General features: G+C 35.5%; 21 protein-coding genes. 5 read left to right on the top strand and 16 right to left on the bottom strand.

Annotation, left to right across the window (positions count from 1 at the left end):
- Window positions 1-2: 2 nt before the first annotated feature.
- The gene (rsfS, locus tag BQ5364_RS08180) at window positions 3-353 is read left to right on the top strand and encodes a ribosome silencing factor (protein WP_004612599.1); all 351 of its coding nucleotides are present in this window, start codon (window positions 3-5) and stop codon (window positions 351-353) included.
- 36 nt (window positions 354-389) lie between these two features.
- On the opposite strand, the gene BQ5364_RS08175 is transcribed toward rsfS, so the two are convergent.
- Entirely contained in the window at window positions 390-1,847 is a 1,458-nt protein-coding gene (locus BQ5364_RS08175; protein WP_071143986.1) for an NADP-dependent glyceraldehyde-3-phosphate dehydrogenase, read from the bottom strand.
- Window positions 1,848-2,181: 334 nt separating this feature from the next.
- Entirely contained in the window at window positions 2,182-2,799 is a 618-nt protein-coding gene (gene lexA, locus BQ5364_RS08170; RefSeq protein WP_004612597.1) for a transcriptional repressor LexA, read from the bottom strand.
- Window positions 2,800-3,003: 204 nt separating this feature from the next.
- Between lexA and BQ5364_RS08165 the strand changes: the two genes are divergently transcribed.
- Together BQ5364_RS08165 and BQ5364_RS08160 are read left to right on the top strand one after the other, a co-directional pair.
- On the top strand, window positions 3,004-3,354 hold the full coding sequence (locus tag BQ5364_RS08165) for a LysM peptidoglycan-binding domain-containing protein (protein ID WP_071143985.1): 351 nt from the start codon (window positions 3,004-3,006) through the stop codon (window positions 3,352-3,354).
- Window positions 3,355-3,533: 179 nt separating this feature from the next.
- Window positions 3,534-4,604, top strand: coding sequence for a tyrosine-type recombinase/integrase (locus tag BQ5364_RS08160; RefSeq protein WP_071143984.1), 1,071 nt, complete (start codon window positions 3,534-3,536; stop codon window positions 4,602-4,604).
- 54 nt (window positions 4,605-4,658) lie between these two features.
- On the opposite strand, the gene dtd is transcribed toward BQ5364_RS08160, so the two are convergent.
- Entirely contained in the window at window positions 4,659-5,105 is a 447-nt protein-coding gene (gene dtd, locus BQ5364_RS08155) for a D-aminoacyl-tRNA deacylase (protein WP_004612594.1), read from the bottom strand.
- A 154-nt stretch (window positions 5,106-5,259) separates the two neighbouring features.
- Here dtd and BQ5364_RS08150 point away from each other — a divergent pair, with 154 nt between their 5' ends.
- A complete protein-coding gene (locus tag BQ5364_RS08150) occupies window positions 5,260-5,994 on the top strand; it encodes a tRNA 2-thiocytidine(32) synthetase TtcA (protein ID WP_004612593.1) in 735 nt (244 codons plus the stop codon).
- 45 nt (window positions 5,995-6,039) lie between these two features.
- Here BQ5364_RS08150 and BQ5364_RS08145 read toward each other — a convergent pair whose 3' ends face one another.
- The 8 genes from BQ5364_RS08145 to BQ5364_RS08110 all read right to left on the bottom strand — a co-directional run bounded on the left by BQ5364_RS08145 (window position 6,040) and on the right by BQ5364_RS08110 (window position 12,659).
- On the bottom strand, window positions 6,040-6,684 hold the full coding sequence (locus BQ5364_RS08145) for a cytidylate kinase-like family protein (RefSeq protein WP_004612592.1): 645 nt from the start codon (window positions 6,682-6,684) through the stop codon (window positions 6,040-6,042).
- Window positions 6,685-6,786: 102 nt separating this feature from the next.
- Window positions 6,787-7,704, bottom strand: coding sequence for an RluA family pseudouridine synthase (locus BQ5364_RS08140; protein ID WP_004612591.1), 918 nt, complete (start codon window positions 7,702-7,704; stop codon window positions 6,787-6,789).
- Window positions 7,705-7,706: 2 nt separating this feature from the next.
- Window positions 7,707-8,249 (bottom strand): signal peptidase II, encoded by a 543-nt coding sequence (lspA, locus tag BQ5364_RS08135; protein ID WP_022251066.1) that lies wholly within the window; start codon window positions 8,247-8,249, stop codon window positions 7,707-7,709.
- 22 nt (window positions 8,250-8,271) lie between these two features.
- Complete coding sequence (locus tag BQ5364_RS08130) at window positions 8,272-9,027, bottom strand: YlmH family RNA-binding protein (RefSeq protein ID WP_022251065.1); 756 nt, start codon at window positions 9,025-9,027, stop codon at window positions 8,272-8,274.
- A 10-nt stretch (window positions 9,028-9,037) separates the two neighbouring features.
- Window positions 9,038-9,580 (bottom strand): cell division protein SepF, encoded by a 543-nt coding sequence (locus BQ5364_RS08125; protein ID WP_071143983.1) that lies wholly within the window; start codon window positions 9,578-9,580, stop codon window positions 9,038-9,040.
- 26 nt (window positions 9,581-9,606) lie between these two features.
- Window positions 9,607-10,302, bottom strand: a complete 696-nt coding sequence (locus BQ5364_RS08120) for a YggS family pyridoxal phosphate-dependent enzyme (RefSeq protein WP_004612587.1) — start codon at window positions 10,300-10,302, stop codon at window positions 9,607-9,609.
- A 15-nt stretch (window positions 10,303-10,317) separates the two neighbouring features.
- Window positions 10,318-11,700, bottom strand: a complete 1,383-nt coding sequence (locus BQ5364_RS08115) for a biotin/lipoyl attachment domain-containing protein (protein WP_071143982.1) — start codon at window positions 11,698-11,700, stop codon at window positions 10,318-10,320.
- 11 nt (window positions 11,701-11,711) lie between these two features.
- Complete coding sequence (locus BQ5364_RS08110; protein ID WP_004612585.1) at window positions 11,712-12,659, bottom strand: tRNA modification radical SAM protein MnmL/YtqA; 948 nt, start codon at window positions 12,657-12,659, stop codon at window positions 11,712-11,714.
- An 84-nt stretch (window positions 12,660-12,743) separates the two neighbouring features.
- Between BQ5364_RS08110 and BQ5364_RS08105 the strand changes: the two genes are divergently transcribed.
- Complete coding sequence (locus BQ5364_RS08105) at window positions 12,744-12,950, top strand: DUF378 domain-containing protein (RefSeq protein ID WP_022251062.1); 207 nt, start codon at window positions 12,744-12,746, stop codon at window positions 12,948-12,950.
- A 17-nt stretch (window positions 12,951-12,967) separates the two neighbouring features.
- Here BQ5364_RS08105 and BQ5364_RS08100 read toward each other — a convergent pair whose 3' ends face one another.
- Genes BQ5364_RS08100 through minD form a run of 5 tightly spaced genes read right to left on the bottom strand, consistent with a single transcriptional unit; the run spans window position 12,968 to window position 16,482 of the window.
- Window positions 12,968-13,942 carry a D-alanyl-D-alanine carboxypeptidase family protein gene (locus tag BQ5364_RS08100; protein ID WP_022251061.1) on the bottom strand — a complete coding sequence of 325 codons (975 nt, stop codon included), beginning with the start codon at window positions 13,940-13,942 and terminating at the stop codon, window positions 12,968-12,970.
- Window positions 13,926-14,321 (bottom strand): methylglyoxal synthase, encoded by a 396-nt coding sequence (locus BQ5364_RS08095; protein ID WP_022251060.1) that lies wholly within the window; start codon window positions 14,319-14,321, stop codon window positions 13,926-13,928. Before BQ5364_RS08095 ends, BQ5364_RS08100 begins: the two co-directional genes overlap by 17 nt.
- Window positions 14,322-14,333: 12 nt before the next feature.
- On the bottom strand, window positions 14,334-15,449 hold the full coding sequence (locus tag BQ5364_RS08090; protein WP_004612581.1) for an FtsW/RodA/SpoVE family cell cycle protein: 1,116 nt from the start codon (window positions 15,447-15,449) through the stop codon (window positions 14,334-14,336).
- Window positions 15,446-15,676: a cell division topological specificity factor MinE gene (gene minE, locus BQ5364_RS08085; RefSeq protein ID WP_004612580.1), complete on the bottom strand. Its 231-nt coding sequence runs from the start codon at window positions 15,674-15,676 to the stop codon at window positions 15,446-15,448. The genes BQ5364_RS08090 and minE overlap by 4 nt, the downstream gene beginning before the upstream one ends.
- 14 nt (window positions 15,677-15,690) lie before the next feature.
- Complete coding sequence (gene minD / locus BQ5364_RS08080) at window positions 15,691-16,482, bottom strand: septum site-determining protein MinD (protein ID WP_004612579.1); 792 nt, start codon at window positions 16,480-16,482, stop codon at window positions 15,691-15,693.
- Window positions 16,483-16,507 lie beyond the last annotated feature (25 nt).

Raw genomic sequence — 16,507 nt, 5'->3', positions numbered from 1 at the left:
AGATGGAAGAGTCAAGAAAAATGGCAAAAATAGCCTGTGCAGCATTAGCTGATAAAAAAGGAGAAGATATCAAAGTCATTGATATCTCAAATGTATCAGTTTTGGCAGATTATTTTATTATCGCAAACGGAACCAATGACAGCCAAGTACATGCTATGGTAGATAGTGTAGAAGAAGAGCTTGAAAAAGCCGGATTCACATTAAAACAAAGAGAAGGCTATGGACTTGGAAGCTGGGTGTTATTGGACTTCGGCGAAGTGATTGTTCATGTCTTTGACAAAGAAAATCGTCTTTTCTATGATTTGGAAAGAATCTGGAGTGACGGAAAGATGATAAATATTGAGGAATTATAATTTATAAACGGCATCTGAGCAGATGCCGTTTGTTTTTTAATTAATATTGATTACAGTCACTTTTTCACGTGTCATAGATTCAATGCTGCGACGAACACCTTGTGTTCCCATACCAGAGCCCTTTGTTCCGATAAATGGGAAGTGGTCTGGACCGCGTTCTGTTCGACCGTTAATCTGTACAGAACCTGCTTGTATTTTTTCTGCAATTATGAATGCCTGATCAATATCCTGAGAAAAGATACTTGCCTGTAATCCATATTCCGATTGATTGCTCATCTCAATGGCTTCATCGACTGTTTTTACACGAATAATCGGCAATACTGGACCAAATGGTTCCTCCCAAGCTAAACGCATATTTGGTGTCACATGGTCAAGCAGCGTAGGATAGATTAAATTTCCTTCTCGCTGATTTCCAGTAATTAATGTTGCATTTTTCTCAAGTGCATCATCAATCAGACTCTGTACAAAATCAGCTGATTTCTGATCGATCAGTGGTACAATCATTTTATTTTCTTCTGGAGAACCAATTGTTACATTTTTTAATTCTTCAGATAATTTCTCAATTAATTCATCAGCGATCATCTCGTCAACGAAAACACGTTTAATAGCAGTGCAGCGTTGACCGGAGTAAGAAAATGCACCGGATACAATTTGTTTTGCTGCCAAATCTAAATTTGCATCTTTTACAACAATGGCAGGGTCTTTTCCTCCCAATTCCATGACAAGTGGAATCATGTTTGCCAATTTTGCGATACGTTTTCCTGTACCGCTTCCACCCGTGAAAGAAATCATGTCAATCCCTTGATGTTCGATCAGATAATTTCCTATCACAGAACCATGACCTGTCACCACATTTAGAACACCTTTTGGAAGACCAGCCCGATCTAGCGCTTCAATCATTTTGATTCCGCTGATCGCACCTTGTGTTGCCGGCTTGAAGACAACGGCATTTCCACTTATCAGAGCCGGAGCAATTTTTGCTGCTGATAGATTAACAGGGTAGTTAAACGGAGAAATAGCAAGCACAACACCTAGAGGAACACGGTGACTAATGGCAATTTTAGAACGATTTCCCCCAGGAAAATTTTCTCCGAGCATACTTTCACCATATAAATGAATTGCTTCTTCAATTGTAAAACGAATCAAATCAATTGTGCGCTCCACTTCTTTGACGGCATCCTGAAATCCTTTACCGACTTCTTGCATAATAGTCGTTGCAATATCTTCCTTTGATTTTTCAAGCTCTTCAATCCAATGATATAAATAGTTACCGCGATCTCTGATAGAAAGTTTCTCCCATTCCTTTTGTGCAATTTTTGCACTTTGGATAGCTTTATCTGCCTCGTCTTTTGAAATCGCCTGTACCGTACCGACAAGTTCATCTTTATAAGGTGACATGATTTTAATAACTTCTTTGCTTTTGCTTTCTTCCCACATACCATCAATATAAAATCTATAGTTTTTGTTCAAATTCAAATAAATCCCTTCTTTCATTTAATTTTATTCTTTTCTTTAACTATATTTTAATAATAGTAATCATTATTAGTCAAGAGGTAAATTTTAGAGTAAAAAAATGAGACAGAAACAACTTATGAAAAAAATATATATTATTTAGAAAATTGAGAAAGAATTTTTGACTGTTTACAATGAAAAACAAGATACAATCTAAAAATATATTATATTTTTATAATTTTTATGAGAATTATGAAAGAATTTTGGAAATATGATGAATAAAACTCAGGGAACAGAAGAGGAGAGAAATAAAAATTAAAAGAAACATGTGATAGCAGACTGACAGATGATTAATCTGCCAGTCTGCAAAAATATCTTATTGAAAGAAACGAAATACACCAATCACTTTTCCTAAAATCTCTACTTCTGATACAATAATAGGCTCCATTGTATCATTCTCAGGCTGCAGACGGTATATACCTTCTTCTTTATAAAAAGTCTTCACCGTTGCGCTGTCATCTACAAGCGCAACAACCATCTCTCCGTTAGAAGCGACAGAAGTAGATTCTACCAATACCATATCACCATCTAAAATACCAGCATTAATCATGCTTTCTCCTTTTACAGTCAGTAAGAATGTTTCATTATTCGGCATAAATTCTATCGGAATAGGAAAGTAGTTGGTAATGTTTTGTTCAGCAAGAATTGGTTCTCCTGCAGCTACTTGACCTACAATTGGCACGTTTACCATCTCTCGCCTTGTGAGATTAAATGTATCATCTATAATCTCAATTGCACGTGGCTTCGTAGGATCTCGTCTGATATATCCATTTTTTTCTAAAGTTTCAAGATGAGAGTGGACAGATGATGTCGATTTTAAATTTACGGCTTCACAAATCTCACGTACGGCAGGAGGGTAACCGATTCTTAATATTTCAGATTTTATGTATTCTAATATTTCTAATTGTTTTTTACTTATTTTTCCATATGCCATTTAGACGACCTCCTAGAATGAAGTTATTTTAATTAAAAATATTTTACCATAAATACACAAAAAAGGCAAACAAATGTTTAGAAAATATGTTCGTATTTTTCTTCAAATCTATTGACAAACATTTGTTCTTGTTTTATAATTCGATACAAGAACAGTTGTTCGAAAAATACGTTCGCATATAGTGGAAGAGAGGTATATGAGATAATGACAAAAGAGAAAAGATATTATGAGAAACAACGATTTGCACAACGGAGAATGTGGATGCTCTTGGCAACTATTTTATTTATAACCATTGGAAGTGCCGTATTTGGAAGTTCCTTTTCCGATGCACATGGGAATGCACAGGAAAGCCCAATTACTTATAAGTACTATAAAAGTATAGTAATTCAACCAGGAGACACTCTTTGGGATATCGCTCTTGAATATAAAACAGATGATTACGGAAGCACTCAGGAATATGTAGATGAGCTGAAAGAAATTAATTCCTTAGAATCTGATTCGATACAGGAAAGCCAATATTTAATGATTGCATATTACGACGAAGAGTTTCGATAAAAGATACCATGCCGATATAGCAGCGAGTCTTATTAGTGAAAATAGATGCTATATCGGTCTTTTATAATAGAAATATATCTATACGACAAATACTGATTTTTCCAAAAGACATAGACATTTACTGCCGTATAGTGTAAAATATACTTAAAATCCAGTATTTACGAAAGGAATCTTGTTTCATGGCTAAAGACATAAAAACATATTATGAACAATCTTATATTGACAATACACTTCGATTACGTGAAGTTTTACAGACATTACCATCATTTACAAAAGATTATTTTCGTGCTGTAGAACCGACTACATCGGCTAAGACAAGAATTTCTTATGCTTATGACATCCGTGTATTTTTTCATTTTTTAATTGAGAACAATCCAATTTATCACGATTATACGACAACCCAGTTTACCCTTCAGGACTTAGAACGTGTTGAACCAATCGATATCGAGGAATATTTAGAGTATTTAAAGGTATATAAAGCGGATGATAATCAGGTGATCACAAATGGAGAAAAAGGACTGGCACGAAAATTTTCTTCTCTCAGGAGCTTTTACCGGTATTTTTACCGTCATCAGATGATTGAAAAAAATCCGACTATTTTTGTGGATATGCCAAAGTTACATGATAAAGCAATTATACGTTTAGATATTGATGAGGTTGCTTTGCTGCTTGATTATGTAGAAAATTGTGGGAAAGAATTGACGGGTCAAAAAAAAGTTTATTATGAAAAAACAAAAACTCGCGATTTGGCTATTTTGACATTATTGCTTGGAACGGGGATTCGTGTTTCAGAATGTGTAGGTCTTGATATCAATGATATTGATTTTAAGAATAATGGCATTAAGGTGACTAGAAAAGGTGGAAGTGAGATGGTTATCTATTTCGGTGAGGAAGTACGTAATGCTTTGGAGAATTATCTTGAGACAACAAGAGCCAGCGCTACTCCCCTACCCGACCATGAAAATGCTCTTTTTTTATCGACCCAAAGAAAAAGAATGGGAGTTCAGGCAATTGAGAATATGGTGAAAAAATATGCTAGACAAGTGACTCCAAACAAAAAAATAACACCTCATAAGCTTCGGAGTACCTATGGAACGTCCTTATACAAGGAAACAGGCGATATTTACCTTGTAGCCGACGTGTTGGGGCATAAGGATGTAAATACGACAAAAAAACACTATGCGGCTATTGATGATATGCGGCGAAGACAGGCAGCCAGTGCTGTAAAATTAAGAGAAGAGCGAAATTAACTCTGCTCTTCTCTCCTGAATTTCCCAATGCTCAATGTCTATTTTTGCTTTTGGTTACATACAATCAGAATCCAATACAATTGTGAATGGACCATCATTAATCAGGCTTACTTTCATGTCCGCCCCAAAACTTCCTTTTTCAACAACTGGTACATTTTCTTTGCATTTGGAAATAATATATTCATAAAGTTCTTCCGCTAATGCAGGATCTCCAGATTCAATAAAGCTTGGACGATTTCCTCTTTTACAATTTGCATATAGTGTAAACTGTGAAATCAATAAAAGCTCTCCATTCACATCAGCAAGTGAAAGATTTGTTTTTCCGTTTTCGTCTTCAAAAATGCGAAGTCCGATCATTTTTTTAATCAGTTTGTCCGCAATTTCTTTTGTATCCTCCTGCCCGACTCCAATTAGGACCATAAATCCTTTTCCGATTTGTCCGATTATTTTATCATCTACTTTTACAGATGATTCTGTAACACGTTGTATCACAAATTTCATGTTCTTCCATCCTCCTAAATCTCATCTAAAACTATTCTACATGATTCTGATAGATTTGTGAAGTTGTTTATTTTCCTATTGTAAAAATAAGAAAAATATAATAGTATTAAGCAGGTAGAAACAGTAAAATAGAATGTAAGAAAGGATTTTATAGATGAAATTACAACAGTTATTGAGTTTTACGAGAAAAGCAGTGGATGAATACCAGATGATCCAGGAAGGAGATCATATTGCAGTTGGAATCTCTGGCGGAAAAGACAGCTTGACACTGCTCTATGCACTTCATGGATTAAAACGGTTCTATCCCAACAAATTTGAATTGAGTGCCATTACAGTTGATTTAGGATACGAAGAATTCGATTTAGATCCAGTACATGAATTATGTCAAGAACTCGGAGTGCCGTATAAGGTAGTGAAAACGGATATTGCTCACATTTTATTCGAAGAGAGAAAAGAAAGCAATCCTTGTTCTCTCTGTGCAAAGATGCGAAAAGGTGCATTGAATGATGCTGTAAAAGAAATGGGCTGCAATAAAGTTGCTTATGCGCATCACAAAGATGATATTATTGAAACAATGCTTCTCTCTCTGATTTTTGAAGGAAGATTTCATTCATTTTCGCCGAAAACATATTTGGATCGTATGGATTTGACAGTTATTCGTCCAATTATGTTTGTAGATGAAGCAGATGTTATTGGATTTAAGAATAAATACAATCTGCCGGTTGTAAAAAGTAAATGCCCAGTTGACGGCTACACCAAACGCCAGTATGCAAAAGAACTTGTTAGACAATTAAATACTGAGCACCCAGGGGCAAAAAACAGAATGTTCACTGCAATTTTGAACGGTGATATCGAAGGATGGCCAGAAAGAATCTTACATAAAAGATAATTTTACAAAACAGGGACATGAGAAAAATTCCCATGTCCCTACCGTTTATAATTTTGCATCTGTAATATTATTTCTAAGTGAAACATAATCTTTGATGGCTTTTGCAGTTCCTTCTACACCGAGCTTTCCGCTATTTAGACATAAATCATAACTCTTCGCTTCTGCCCATTCTTTATTCGTGTAATAATTGTAATAACTTGCTCTTTTTTTATCCGTTTTTAAGATCATATCTTTTGCTTTTGCATCAGTCAAGTTATAGAGTCTTGCAATTCTTCTGACACGAATGTCCAAATCAGCATAAATAAATACATTTACAACATTGTCATAGTTTTCCAAAGCATAGTCGGCACATCTTCCTACAAGAACACAAGGTCCTTCGTCAGCAATCTTCTTTATAGCATCAAATTGAGCCAAAAAGATCTTATGATTAATCGGCATATCTGAATAACTTCCAGAAGAATATCCAAGAGAGTAAGTATCCATCACTAATGAATAGAGAAAACTATTCGTAGGTTTTTCATCATGTGTCTCAAATAATTCTTCACAGATACCGCTTTCTTTTGCCGCTCTCTTTAACATCTCTTTGTCATATAATTTGATACCATAATCTTTAGCAATGACATTCCCGATCTCACGCCCAGCACTTCCAAATTGTCTTCCGATTGTAATAATTGTATTAAATTCACTCATATCTGTCACTCTCCTTTAAGTCTGAATACGAATTGTTTTAACATATAATTATTATACAACAATTTGTGAGAAAAGTATATATTTTTATATGAATTTTACAGTTTAAGACGTTTGTTTTAGTTTGTTTAGCAGAGAGATAAAATAATCCGGAAGTGGAGCATCCACCTCAATATACTCATGCGTACGTGGATGAACAATACCCAATGTTTTTGCATGTAATGTCTGTCCCTGTAATTTGAAAGGACATTTTGCCGGTCCATAGACAGCATCTCCTAACAGAGGATGGCGTATATGAGCCATATGTACTCGTATCTGGTGTGTTCTACCTGTCTCCAATCGACATTTTATGTATGTATAATTTTTAAATCGTTCGATTACTTTATAATGAGTGACTGCATGCTTGCCGTTTTTATAGTTGACACTCATTTTTTTTCGCTCAATCGGATGTCTTCCAATTGGAGCGTCAATTGTCCCTTCATCTTCTTTTATAACCCCATGTACGATTGCGTGATATATTCGTTGTATGGAGTGTTCCTTTAGCTGTTCTGCTAAATCCTGGTGGACAAAATCATTTTTACAGACAAGCAGTGATCCGGTTGTATCCATATCTATTCGATGTACAATTCCAGGTCGCATTATTCCATTGATTCCAGATAATTGATCTTTGCAGTGATACATCAGGGCATTTACAAGAGTGCCGGAATAATGTCCTGCCGATGGGTGTACCACCATTCCTTTTGGTTTGTTAACAATCAAAATATCTTCATCCTCATATAAAATATCAATTGGGATATTCTCTGGCACAATATCCGGCTCTTGAAGCTCTGGTTTATCCAGAGCCAATGTATCAAGTGCGTTAAGTTTGTAGTTTGCTTTGACTATTTTCCCGTTTGCAGTCACATGTCCATCTTTAATTAATTTTTGAATATAAGAACGAGAAAGATCTGGAAATTGTTCTGAAAGAAATTTATCTACTCGGTTTCCAGAAAATTCTTTTTCTACAGTAACGGTCTGTATCATAATTAACTCTCCTGTTCCTTGTTCTTTTTACGCGAGAATAGCTTAAACAGCATTTCAAGATCATCTTCTTTGTAATAGAATAAAATTAATACGATAAGAAGTCCAGCTGACAATGTTACATAAATATCTGCCACATTGAAAATTGGGAAATCGATCAATTCGAAATAAAAGAAATCAATTACATAATTCAAACGTATCCGGTCTATCATATTTCCAATTGCCCCGGATGCAATCAGAAGCAGACAGATTCGCAATGGAATAAAATGTCTCTCGTGCGGCATTTTTAAATAGAAAAAAAGTGCTACAATCAGAATTATAATACCGATAATAACAAAGAAAATTTTTTGGTTTTGGAGTATCCCAAAAGCCGCTCCACGATTTTCCAGATAGTGAAGCTGGAAAACATTTTCTATGATATCAATTGGAGCTTGATTTTTCAAATTTTCCACTGCAAGTAGTTTTGTGTATTGATCTAAAAAAATTGCAAAAATCATACTTAAAGTAGCTAATAAATAGCTGAGGTAATGAGTTGTTTTCTTTTTCATAAGATTCTCCCTTCCTGTTTCATTATATGTATAGATGTATCGTCACTAAATAACGTCCCCTTTTTGTCTGAGAAAGCATTTCTTTATATTGAAAACGTCCAAGTCCTCGAACAGAAATAATATCGTCTTGTTTAATTTGGTATCCATTGGATGTGATTAATTTTCCGTTTACAAATACTTTTCCATTTTCAATGTATGGTACCAGTTTTGTTCTGGAAGAAGAAAATGCAAGAGCTAAAAGACTGTCTAGCCGCAAAGACGACACGGTGCCTTTTTTTTCTTCTATTTGAGGAGTATAAGAAAACTTCTCAAAATTTTCCGGCTCTGCCATAACAGAAGTATGACGTATTCTTTTTAATTCATCTTGGATGAATTGTTCCAGAGACTGATGAACAAACAGAATTGCAGAATCTTCCTGTACAAGGATATCACCGATTTTGCTACGTTCAATACCAAGATTTAAAACAGCGCCTAAATAGTCTCTGTGAGAAAGTGCCTCAGAAAATTTTTTCTGCAACGGTCTGATTTTCAAAACAGAAATTGGATAAAAATACTCATAACAAAAAGCATCAGGTAGAAATGCAACCATCTGACGCTCTGAGAAATCATAACCGCCAAAAACTTTGTATGTTGTATATAATTCTGTCTTTGGCATTGTATGAAGAATATTTAATTCATTCAAATTTAAAAAATCAGAATATGTAACAATTCCGCGTTGATAGGATAGCCTTGAAAGCTCAATCAATCTCTTTTGTAACATAAGTTCTTCTTTTTGCATAATACTTGTCCTAATATCTTGTCTTAATAGATGGAACATCAAAAGATGTATTCAATAGATCCTGTAAATCACCGGAGATATCTACGTTAGCCGGTGTAATCAGAAAAATATAATTTGAAATCTTTTGCAGATTTCCATCAATAGCAAATGTCGCACCGGAAGTAAAATCTATCAAGCGCTGTGCCACTTCTAAATCTAATCCTTCCAAATTCAGGATAACAGTGCGTCCACTAAGCAGAGTCTCTGTAACTTCTCTGGAATCGTCAACATTTGTCGGCTTAATCACACAGACTTCCATTCCGGCTGTCTTTCTTGCAGGCTGACGCATAGGTGTTACTTTGCTGCTTGCTGGTTTTGCATGCTGGCTATGCTTCTCTTCTGGAACATTGTATTGTTCTTCATTTTCTTCCATCTGCTTTTCTTTCTTGAAAAAATTTCTTTTTGGCTTCTCTTCTATATCATCGTATTCTTCATCATCAAAGAACTCTTCATCGTAATCCTCGTCCTCATCACTCAACTTCAAAATATCTAAGAATTTGTCTAGTACGCCCATAATTATTTTAATCTCCTATCTTACTTCTATACTGTGGTATAATTTCGTTCACCAAAAATCCCGGTTCCCACACGAACCATAGTTGCACCCTCTTCAATAGCAACTTCATAATCATTGGTCATTCCCATCGAAAGAATACTCACATTAACATTATCAATGTTTTTGGCGTTGATGTCAACAGATAATTTGCGTAAACGTCTAAAAATAGGTCTGTTTTCTTCTGGATTTTTCACATATGGGGCAATTGTCATAAGACCTTTGATTTGAATATTTGGAAATAATGCAATTTTCTCAATCAAAGGAAGTACTTCCTCTACTTTTACTCCAAATTTACTCTCTTCTTCCGCCACATTTACTTCGATTAAAATGTTGGAAACCACGTCTTTTTTAGCTGCTTCCTGATTGATTGTCTCTGCCAATCGCAGAGAATCCACAGAATGAATCAATTCTGTTTTATCGACGATATATTTTACTTTGTTTCTTTGCAAATGACCAATCATATGCCATTTGATGTCTGATGGAAGCTGCTCATATTTTTCAGTCAGCTCCTGTACTTTATTTTCACCAAAACATCGTATTCCTTCGTTATAAATTTCTTGCAGCATAGAAATTGGTTTTGTCTTGCTCACGGCAATCAAAGTGACTTCACTTCGTTCTCTTTTTGCTCGTTTACAAGCATCTGCAATTTTTTCTTCTACTTGTTGTAAATTCTCTGATAACATGATTAAAAACTCCTTTTAAAAAACAATATCATTTTCTTTGATTCCGGTACTGTCTAATGCAATCCGATCATAATTGGAAAGCCCATAGCTGTTTCCCTCTTCGACAATGTAATATTCTTCACTTTCACTTAAGATATTAATCTGCTTAAACATTGCATATCCTTTGTTGATATTATAAACGCCTTTTAATGATTTTTTCTCTTTTAGCTGATAAGTTTCTGTAGACTCCGGTTTAATGATCACATCATTTTCTTGAAATACATTCGGATCTAAATATACCGTTTCGTTTTCTTCATAATAAATATTAACCGGTAAAAATTCGGTAATACTTTCCCCATTTTTATCTGTAGTCTGCCGGAGTACCCCCTGCTCAGAGCTATTGCCGCCCTGTGTAATATAAGATTTAGGAACTACGTAAAAATCTTTTTTTGTCTCAGCAGATTTTGGAATCTTAAGCCCGGATTGGTCTTCCAAAATCAATTCAATATCCAAATAACGTTCGTTTGCATATCGAATCATGGAGTTGTCAAATCCGAGATAAGCCAAAATATGTCCGTCAAGCTCTTTAATTTCTAAATTTCCCCATAATGTCTGATTATCTTTTGAAAAACGGACTTTTACCGATTTTTTTTCTTTTAGTACATCATAGGTTTCTTTTGAAATCTCTGTTACTAATGTCCATGATTCATCCGTAACCAGCTTATAAACAGGATCGCCGGCATTCACTTTCGTATTGTTGGCAAATTCTGTTTTTTGGTAATTACTCTTATCAAGAGGTTCCAAAGTTACCGTGTCTTTTGTCAACCCTTCCATCCCATCTACAGAATATACTACAATCCCATCCTCGGCAGTTGAATACAGATTCATGTCTGAAAGAGTTCCATTGCTCAAAGCGCTATTCAGTTGATCCATCTTACTTTGACTGGAAATACTCTGCAGAGAACTTTCCATTTCATTCTTAAATAAATACATGTCTGAAAAAGAAGCATCTTTAAAGCTTTCACTAAATGTCTGTATTTTTAAAGACAAGGCATTTTTTTGTTCTTCACTTAATGTGACATTATCCTCAGAAGATCCATTGGAAAATGTTAGTTTTTCGTTGGACAGTGTATAAATATTAGTTCCTGCACGTACTTTACTATTATCCGTCGTATAATAATTGATATATCCGCTATTATCAGCATAGGTTACGTTTTCCGTACGAATAGCGATTCCAGTGTATGCATTATCCTTTAGAATTGAACCTTCCCGCACCTCATAGGGAGTAATGCGAGGGGCTGTCAGGTACAGAATAATAGTCACGATCAGATACAAAAAAATGATTCCAAAAATAATCAATCCGATATTTATATATTTCTTTTTTCGATAAGTTCTGATATTTGATGTATATGATGACAAAACCAATCCTCCTAAGATAATTTTTTCATTGCACTACCATTAAGGTAACAGAAGCATTTTCCTTGATAAGACTCCTGCTCGTTCATTTTAGCAATCACTTCATCCTGCAGTTTCCACCAGCTGGTATTCCAATTAGAAAAAAGAGAGTCTTTTTCCGGAACACGACTGAATAAACGTTCTACAACAATTTCCGGTGATAAATGTTCTAAAAAAGCAATCAGTCTTTGGATATACTCTTCTTTGCTGCATATTTTGATTGTACCACTTTCATACTCATAGGACAACTTTGTATTTTTTGCAATATATAAAGAATGAATTTTTACAATATCTATTTTTAAAGCAGATAATATTTTTGCACTTTCAATTGCATCTCGCATCGAATCTCCCGGAAGATTCAAAATAATATGTGTGCAGATTGGAAAGGCATATGACTGTATCATAAGTACTGCATCAATATATTCGGCTAATCCATGACCGCGGTTAATAGTATCCAATGTATGGTAATTAACTGTCTGCAAACCTAGTTCAATGCTGATAGCAACTTGATATTTTTCACTTATAGATTTTAAGACATCTAAATATTCTTTTTGAATGCAGTCAGGTCGTGTGGAGATTGAAATTTCCACAATATCCAGACAGGCTGCAGCCTCGCAAATATATGCCTGAAAGACATCCAATTTCATAAATGTATTTGTATAATTCTGAAAGTATGCAATATATTTTTTTGCCTTATATTTTTTTTCAATAAGTATTTTGGTACGTTCAAGCTGTTCTGTCACAGAAACCTGAGAAGCTAGTGCTTCAAATCCAGTTCCTACTTCAGAACAAAAGCTGCACCCGTTGCCGTCTAAACGGTTAGGACAGGTGATTGGAAGATTGATAGGCAATTTATAAACTTTTTCGCCATATTTTTCTTTTAAGTAATCTGAATATTTATAATATAATCTTTGTTCTTTCATCTCTAAATAGTTCCTTTCCGTCTGTATATTTTTTTATCAAAAGTGAATACTACTGTATAGATGATAAATAAGGAGGAAATATACATGAAATGGTTTGATAACACAAGTCTGACACTTGTCATTATCGGTGCAGTCAACTGGCTTCTAATCGGTATTTTTCGATTTGATTTAGTTACATTTCTTTTTGGAAATTTAAGCTGGATTTCAAGAATCATCTATACTGTCATTGGTCTGTGTGGTCTGTATCTGATCAGTCTTTATGGCAGAATTGGCAATATGGGAGATTCTTAACTATATAAATAGGGCTCTCATTGTGAGAGCCCTGGTATGGTAGATAGTAATGAATCCATTGTAGTATAAAGTGCATTTTTCGATTCGGCTCCCATGACAACAGAAATATACGGACGCGACTGACTATCCTGTTCATATAAAACAAGACATGCTCCGGCCTCATCTGTAGTTCCGGTTTTCCCACCGACCACTGTCACATTCTCCGGTGCCGTTCGGGTTCCGTTCACAAATAAATTGGATTGTCTCCAAGTCACGCTTCTTACAGAACCGTCTGGTTCCTTGATGTCTGTAGTGTAACTTGGCGAAGATATAATATCAACGAATTTCTCATTCTGAATTCCCTGATTAAAAATTAAATACAAATCATATGCAGTTGTATAATGATCTTTATCATGATAGCCATGCGGATTCACAAAATGTGAATTTGTAGCCCCCAATGCATTTGCTTCCTGATTCATCAACTGTACAAACGCATCGACGCTGCCAGAAATATGTTCCGCAATTGCAACAGCACTGTCATTCCCAGATGGAAGCATTAGTCCATACAATAAATCTTCTAACGTAAGCTGTTCGCCCTCTCGAAGACCTGCTACAGAAGAATCAGATGGTACAGATACTGCATTTTTACTTACCGTAACCTCATCTGAAAGTGTGCCGTATTTCAATGCTAAATACAAAGTAAGAATCTTCGTTGTACTTGCCGGAAACAAACGGTCATGCATGTGTTCCGACAAAAATACTTTCTTCTGATCTACACCGAATAATGCAGCTGCATGCAAAGAAGAAGCTACTTCGAAGTCATTCAGCGAAACATTTTCATTGGAAACACATAATTGATTCGCAAACAATTCCCCTTCATACAAATATCGATCATAGTTTGTAGTTTCATATTCTGTTACAATTTTTTCTTTTTTTGAAATACACCCAGCTGACAATATCGCAATGATAAGAATGATGGACAGTAGGCGTCTTTTTTTATCTATACATCTCACGCCAGTCCAAATCTCCTCTGTCAAGTGCAAGTACAATCAATTCAGCTGTTGCCAAATTAGTCGCCATAGGAATATTGTGCATATCACACAAACGCACTACATCATTTACATTCGGTTCATGCGGTTTTGGCGCCAATGGATCTCTCAAGAAAATCAGCGCATCAATATCATTCTGGCCTACCTGACTTCCAAGTTGCTGCATTCCACCTAAAGGTCCTGCTAAATACTTGTGAATAGACAGGTTCGTCACCTCTTCAATCAATCGTCCTGTTGTGCCTGTTGCAAACAAATTGTGTTTACTTAGAATTCCTCTGTATGCGATACAAAAATTCTGCATTAAAGTTTTTTTAGAATCATGTGCAATTAATCCTATATTCATATTTCCCACTCCTTACTGGTATTTTTTCGGTTGTAATCCTACATTTAAAACAAATCCAATTCCCATATAAAAACATACAATAGATGTCAAACCTGCACTGACAAACGGAAGAGAGAGTCCGGTATTGGGCAATACTCCTGTAGCCACACCGATATTGATAAAACTTTGAATCGCTATCAGTGCGGCAACTCCCCCGCAAATAATCCGCCCCGCAAGGTTCTGGGCTCGGAGCCCTATTAAAATGCATTGTATTACAATTAATAATAACAAAATTATGACGATACAACAACCCACAAATCCTAATTCTTCACCAATAATTGCAAAAATAAAGTCTGTATCAGCCTCCAAAAGGAAATTTCCGTTCTTTACAGAGGTTGTCGTATTGTTATTTAGTCCCTTTCCTTTCAGCTGTCCGGAACCGATTGCCATAATAGAATTCTGTTGCTGATAAGCAGTATCATCCGCATATTTTTCCGGTTCCAGCCAGGCAAGAATACGTTTTTGCTGGTATTCTTTCAAAAATGGCTGGTTTGGCATAACAGCGATGCTGACAACAATGATTGCTGCCGGAATTGCAATTGCAAGTGCAGTGCCAATGAACTTGTAACTCAATCCACCGATGTACATCAAAATACAAAACAGCGCCGCAATACAAAGTGTATTTGAAAGGTTTGGCTGTTTATAAATTAAAAGCAGAGAAGGTGCAATCAGTAAAACAGACTTTACAATTGTAAGTGGTTCCTTCATACGCGCTTCATGATTCATCAAAAATTTTGCGAAAAACAAAATCATAAAAATTTTAGTAAAATCAGAAGGCTGCAATGTTGTAAAACCTAAATTGATCCACCTCTTTGCACCATTTAATTCCATTCCCAAAAAGTGTACATATAACAATAAAAGCAGATTAAAACCATAAATCAGCCAATATAGATTTAATAGCCATTCATAATCAATCATAGAGATTATCACCATAACAATAATTCCCATTATGATACCAATAATCTGTTTCATCTGCGATGATGGCTCGGCACTTCCGACAGCTAAAACGCCAATTATGGAAAGTGCAAGCACCGACAACACTAATAAAAATTTAAAATCTTTTATATGATAGGGTTTCGATAGTTTCACGATTCTTCTCCTGTAAGTTTAATAAATATTGTTGAACGTGTAAATTGAACGTCAAACGTCTCCGGAGTTACTTCCATGTATTTTGAAATTGTCTTATACAATTCCAATTGTACTTTTTCTAATGCATCGGGTGTACAGTTTACGCGGTCTGAAACAAGTAATACTTTCAGCCTGTCTTTTGCAATTAAAACAGAAGGTTTTCTTTTAATTGTTTCAAATACGGCCATCTTTGCAGCACCTCCTAATGTTTCTGAAAAATACGAGTCAGTTTGGTGAAGAAACCGGTATTGGAATCTAAATTCAGGAACGGAACTTCTTCACCTAAAAGCCGCTTACAAATATTAAAATATGCTTTTCCTGCCATGGAGTCAAGTCCGATAACAGGCTCTCCCTGATTTGTTCCAATCACAATCTGTTCGTCATCCGGAATTGCTCCCAAAAGATTGACTGCTAAAATCTCAGTAACATCCTCTACTGACATCATATCTCCTCTTTTTACCATATCCATTCGGATACGATTGATGATCAGGTCAATTTTTTTTATCTGATTTTTTTCCAGCAATCCGATAATGCGGTCTGCATCACGGATTGCTGATACTTCCGGAGTTGTTACAATGACTGCGTGATCTGCTCCTGCAATTGCATTTTGAAATCCTTGTTCAATTCCGGCAGGACAATCCAAAAGTATGTAATCATATTCTTCTTTTAATTCTTCCGTCAGTTTTTTCATCTGCTGTGGAGAGATTGCAGACTTATCTTTTGTCTGCGCTGATGGCAGAAGATAGAGATTGTCATATCGCTTGTCCCTGATCAACGCCTGTTTCATACGGCAATTTCCCTCAATGACATCTACCAGATTATATACGATACGATTTTCAAGTCCCATGACAACATCTAAGTTTCGAAGTCCTAAATCCGTATCAATCACCACAACTTTTTTGTCTAATTTTGCAAGCCCTGCTCCTAGATTGGCAGTCGTTGTTGTCTTTCCAACGCCACCCTTCCCTGATGTAACTACAATAACTTCACCCATTTTAAATTCCTCCTACATGCTTTTT

Origin of the sequence: Coprococcus phoceensis, assembly GCF_900104635.1 — a bacterium.
Lineage (GTDB): Bacteria > Bacillota > Clostridia > Lachnospirales > Lachnospiraceae > Faecalimonas > Faecalimonas phoceensis.
Note: the sequence above shows the minus strand (reverse complement) of the source record. Positions and strands in the feature narration are given on the sequence as shown.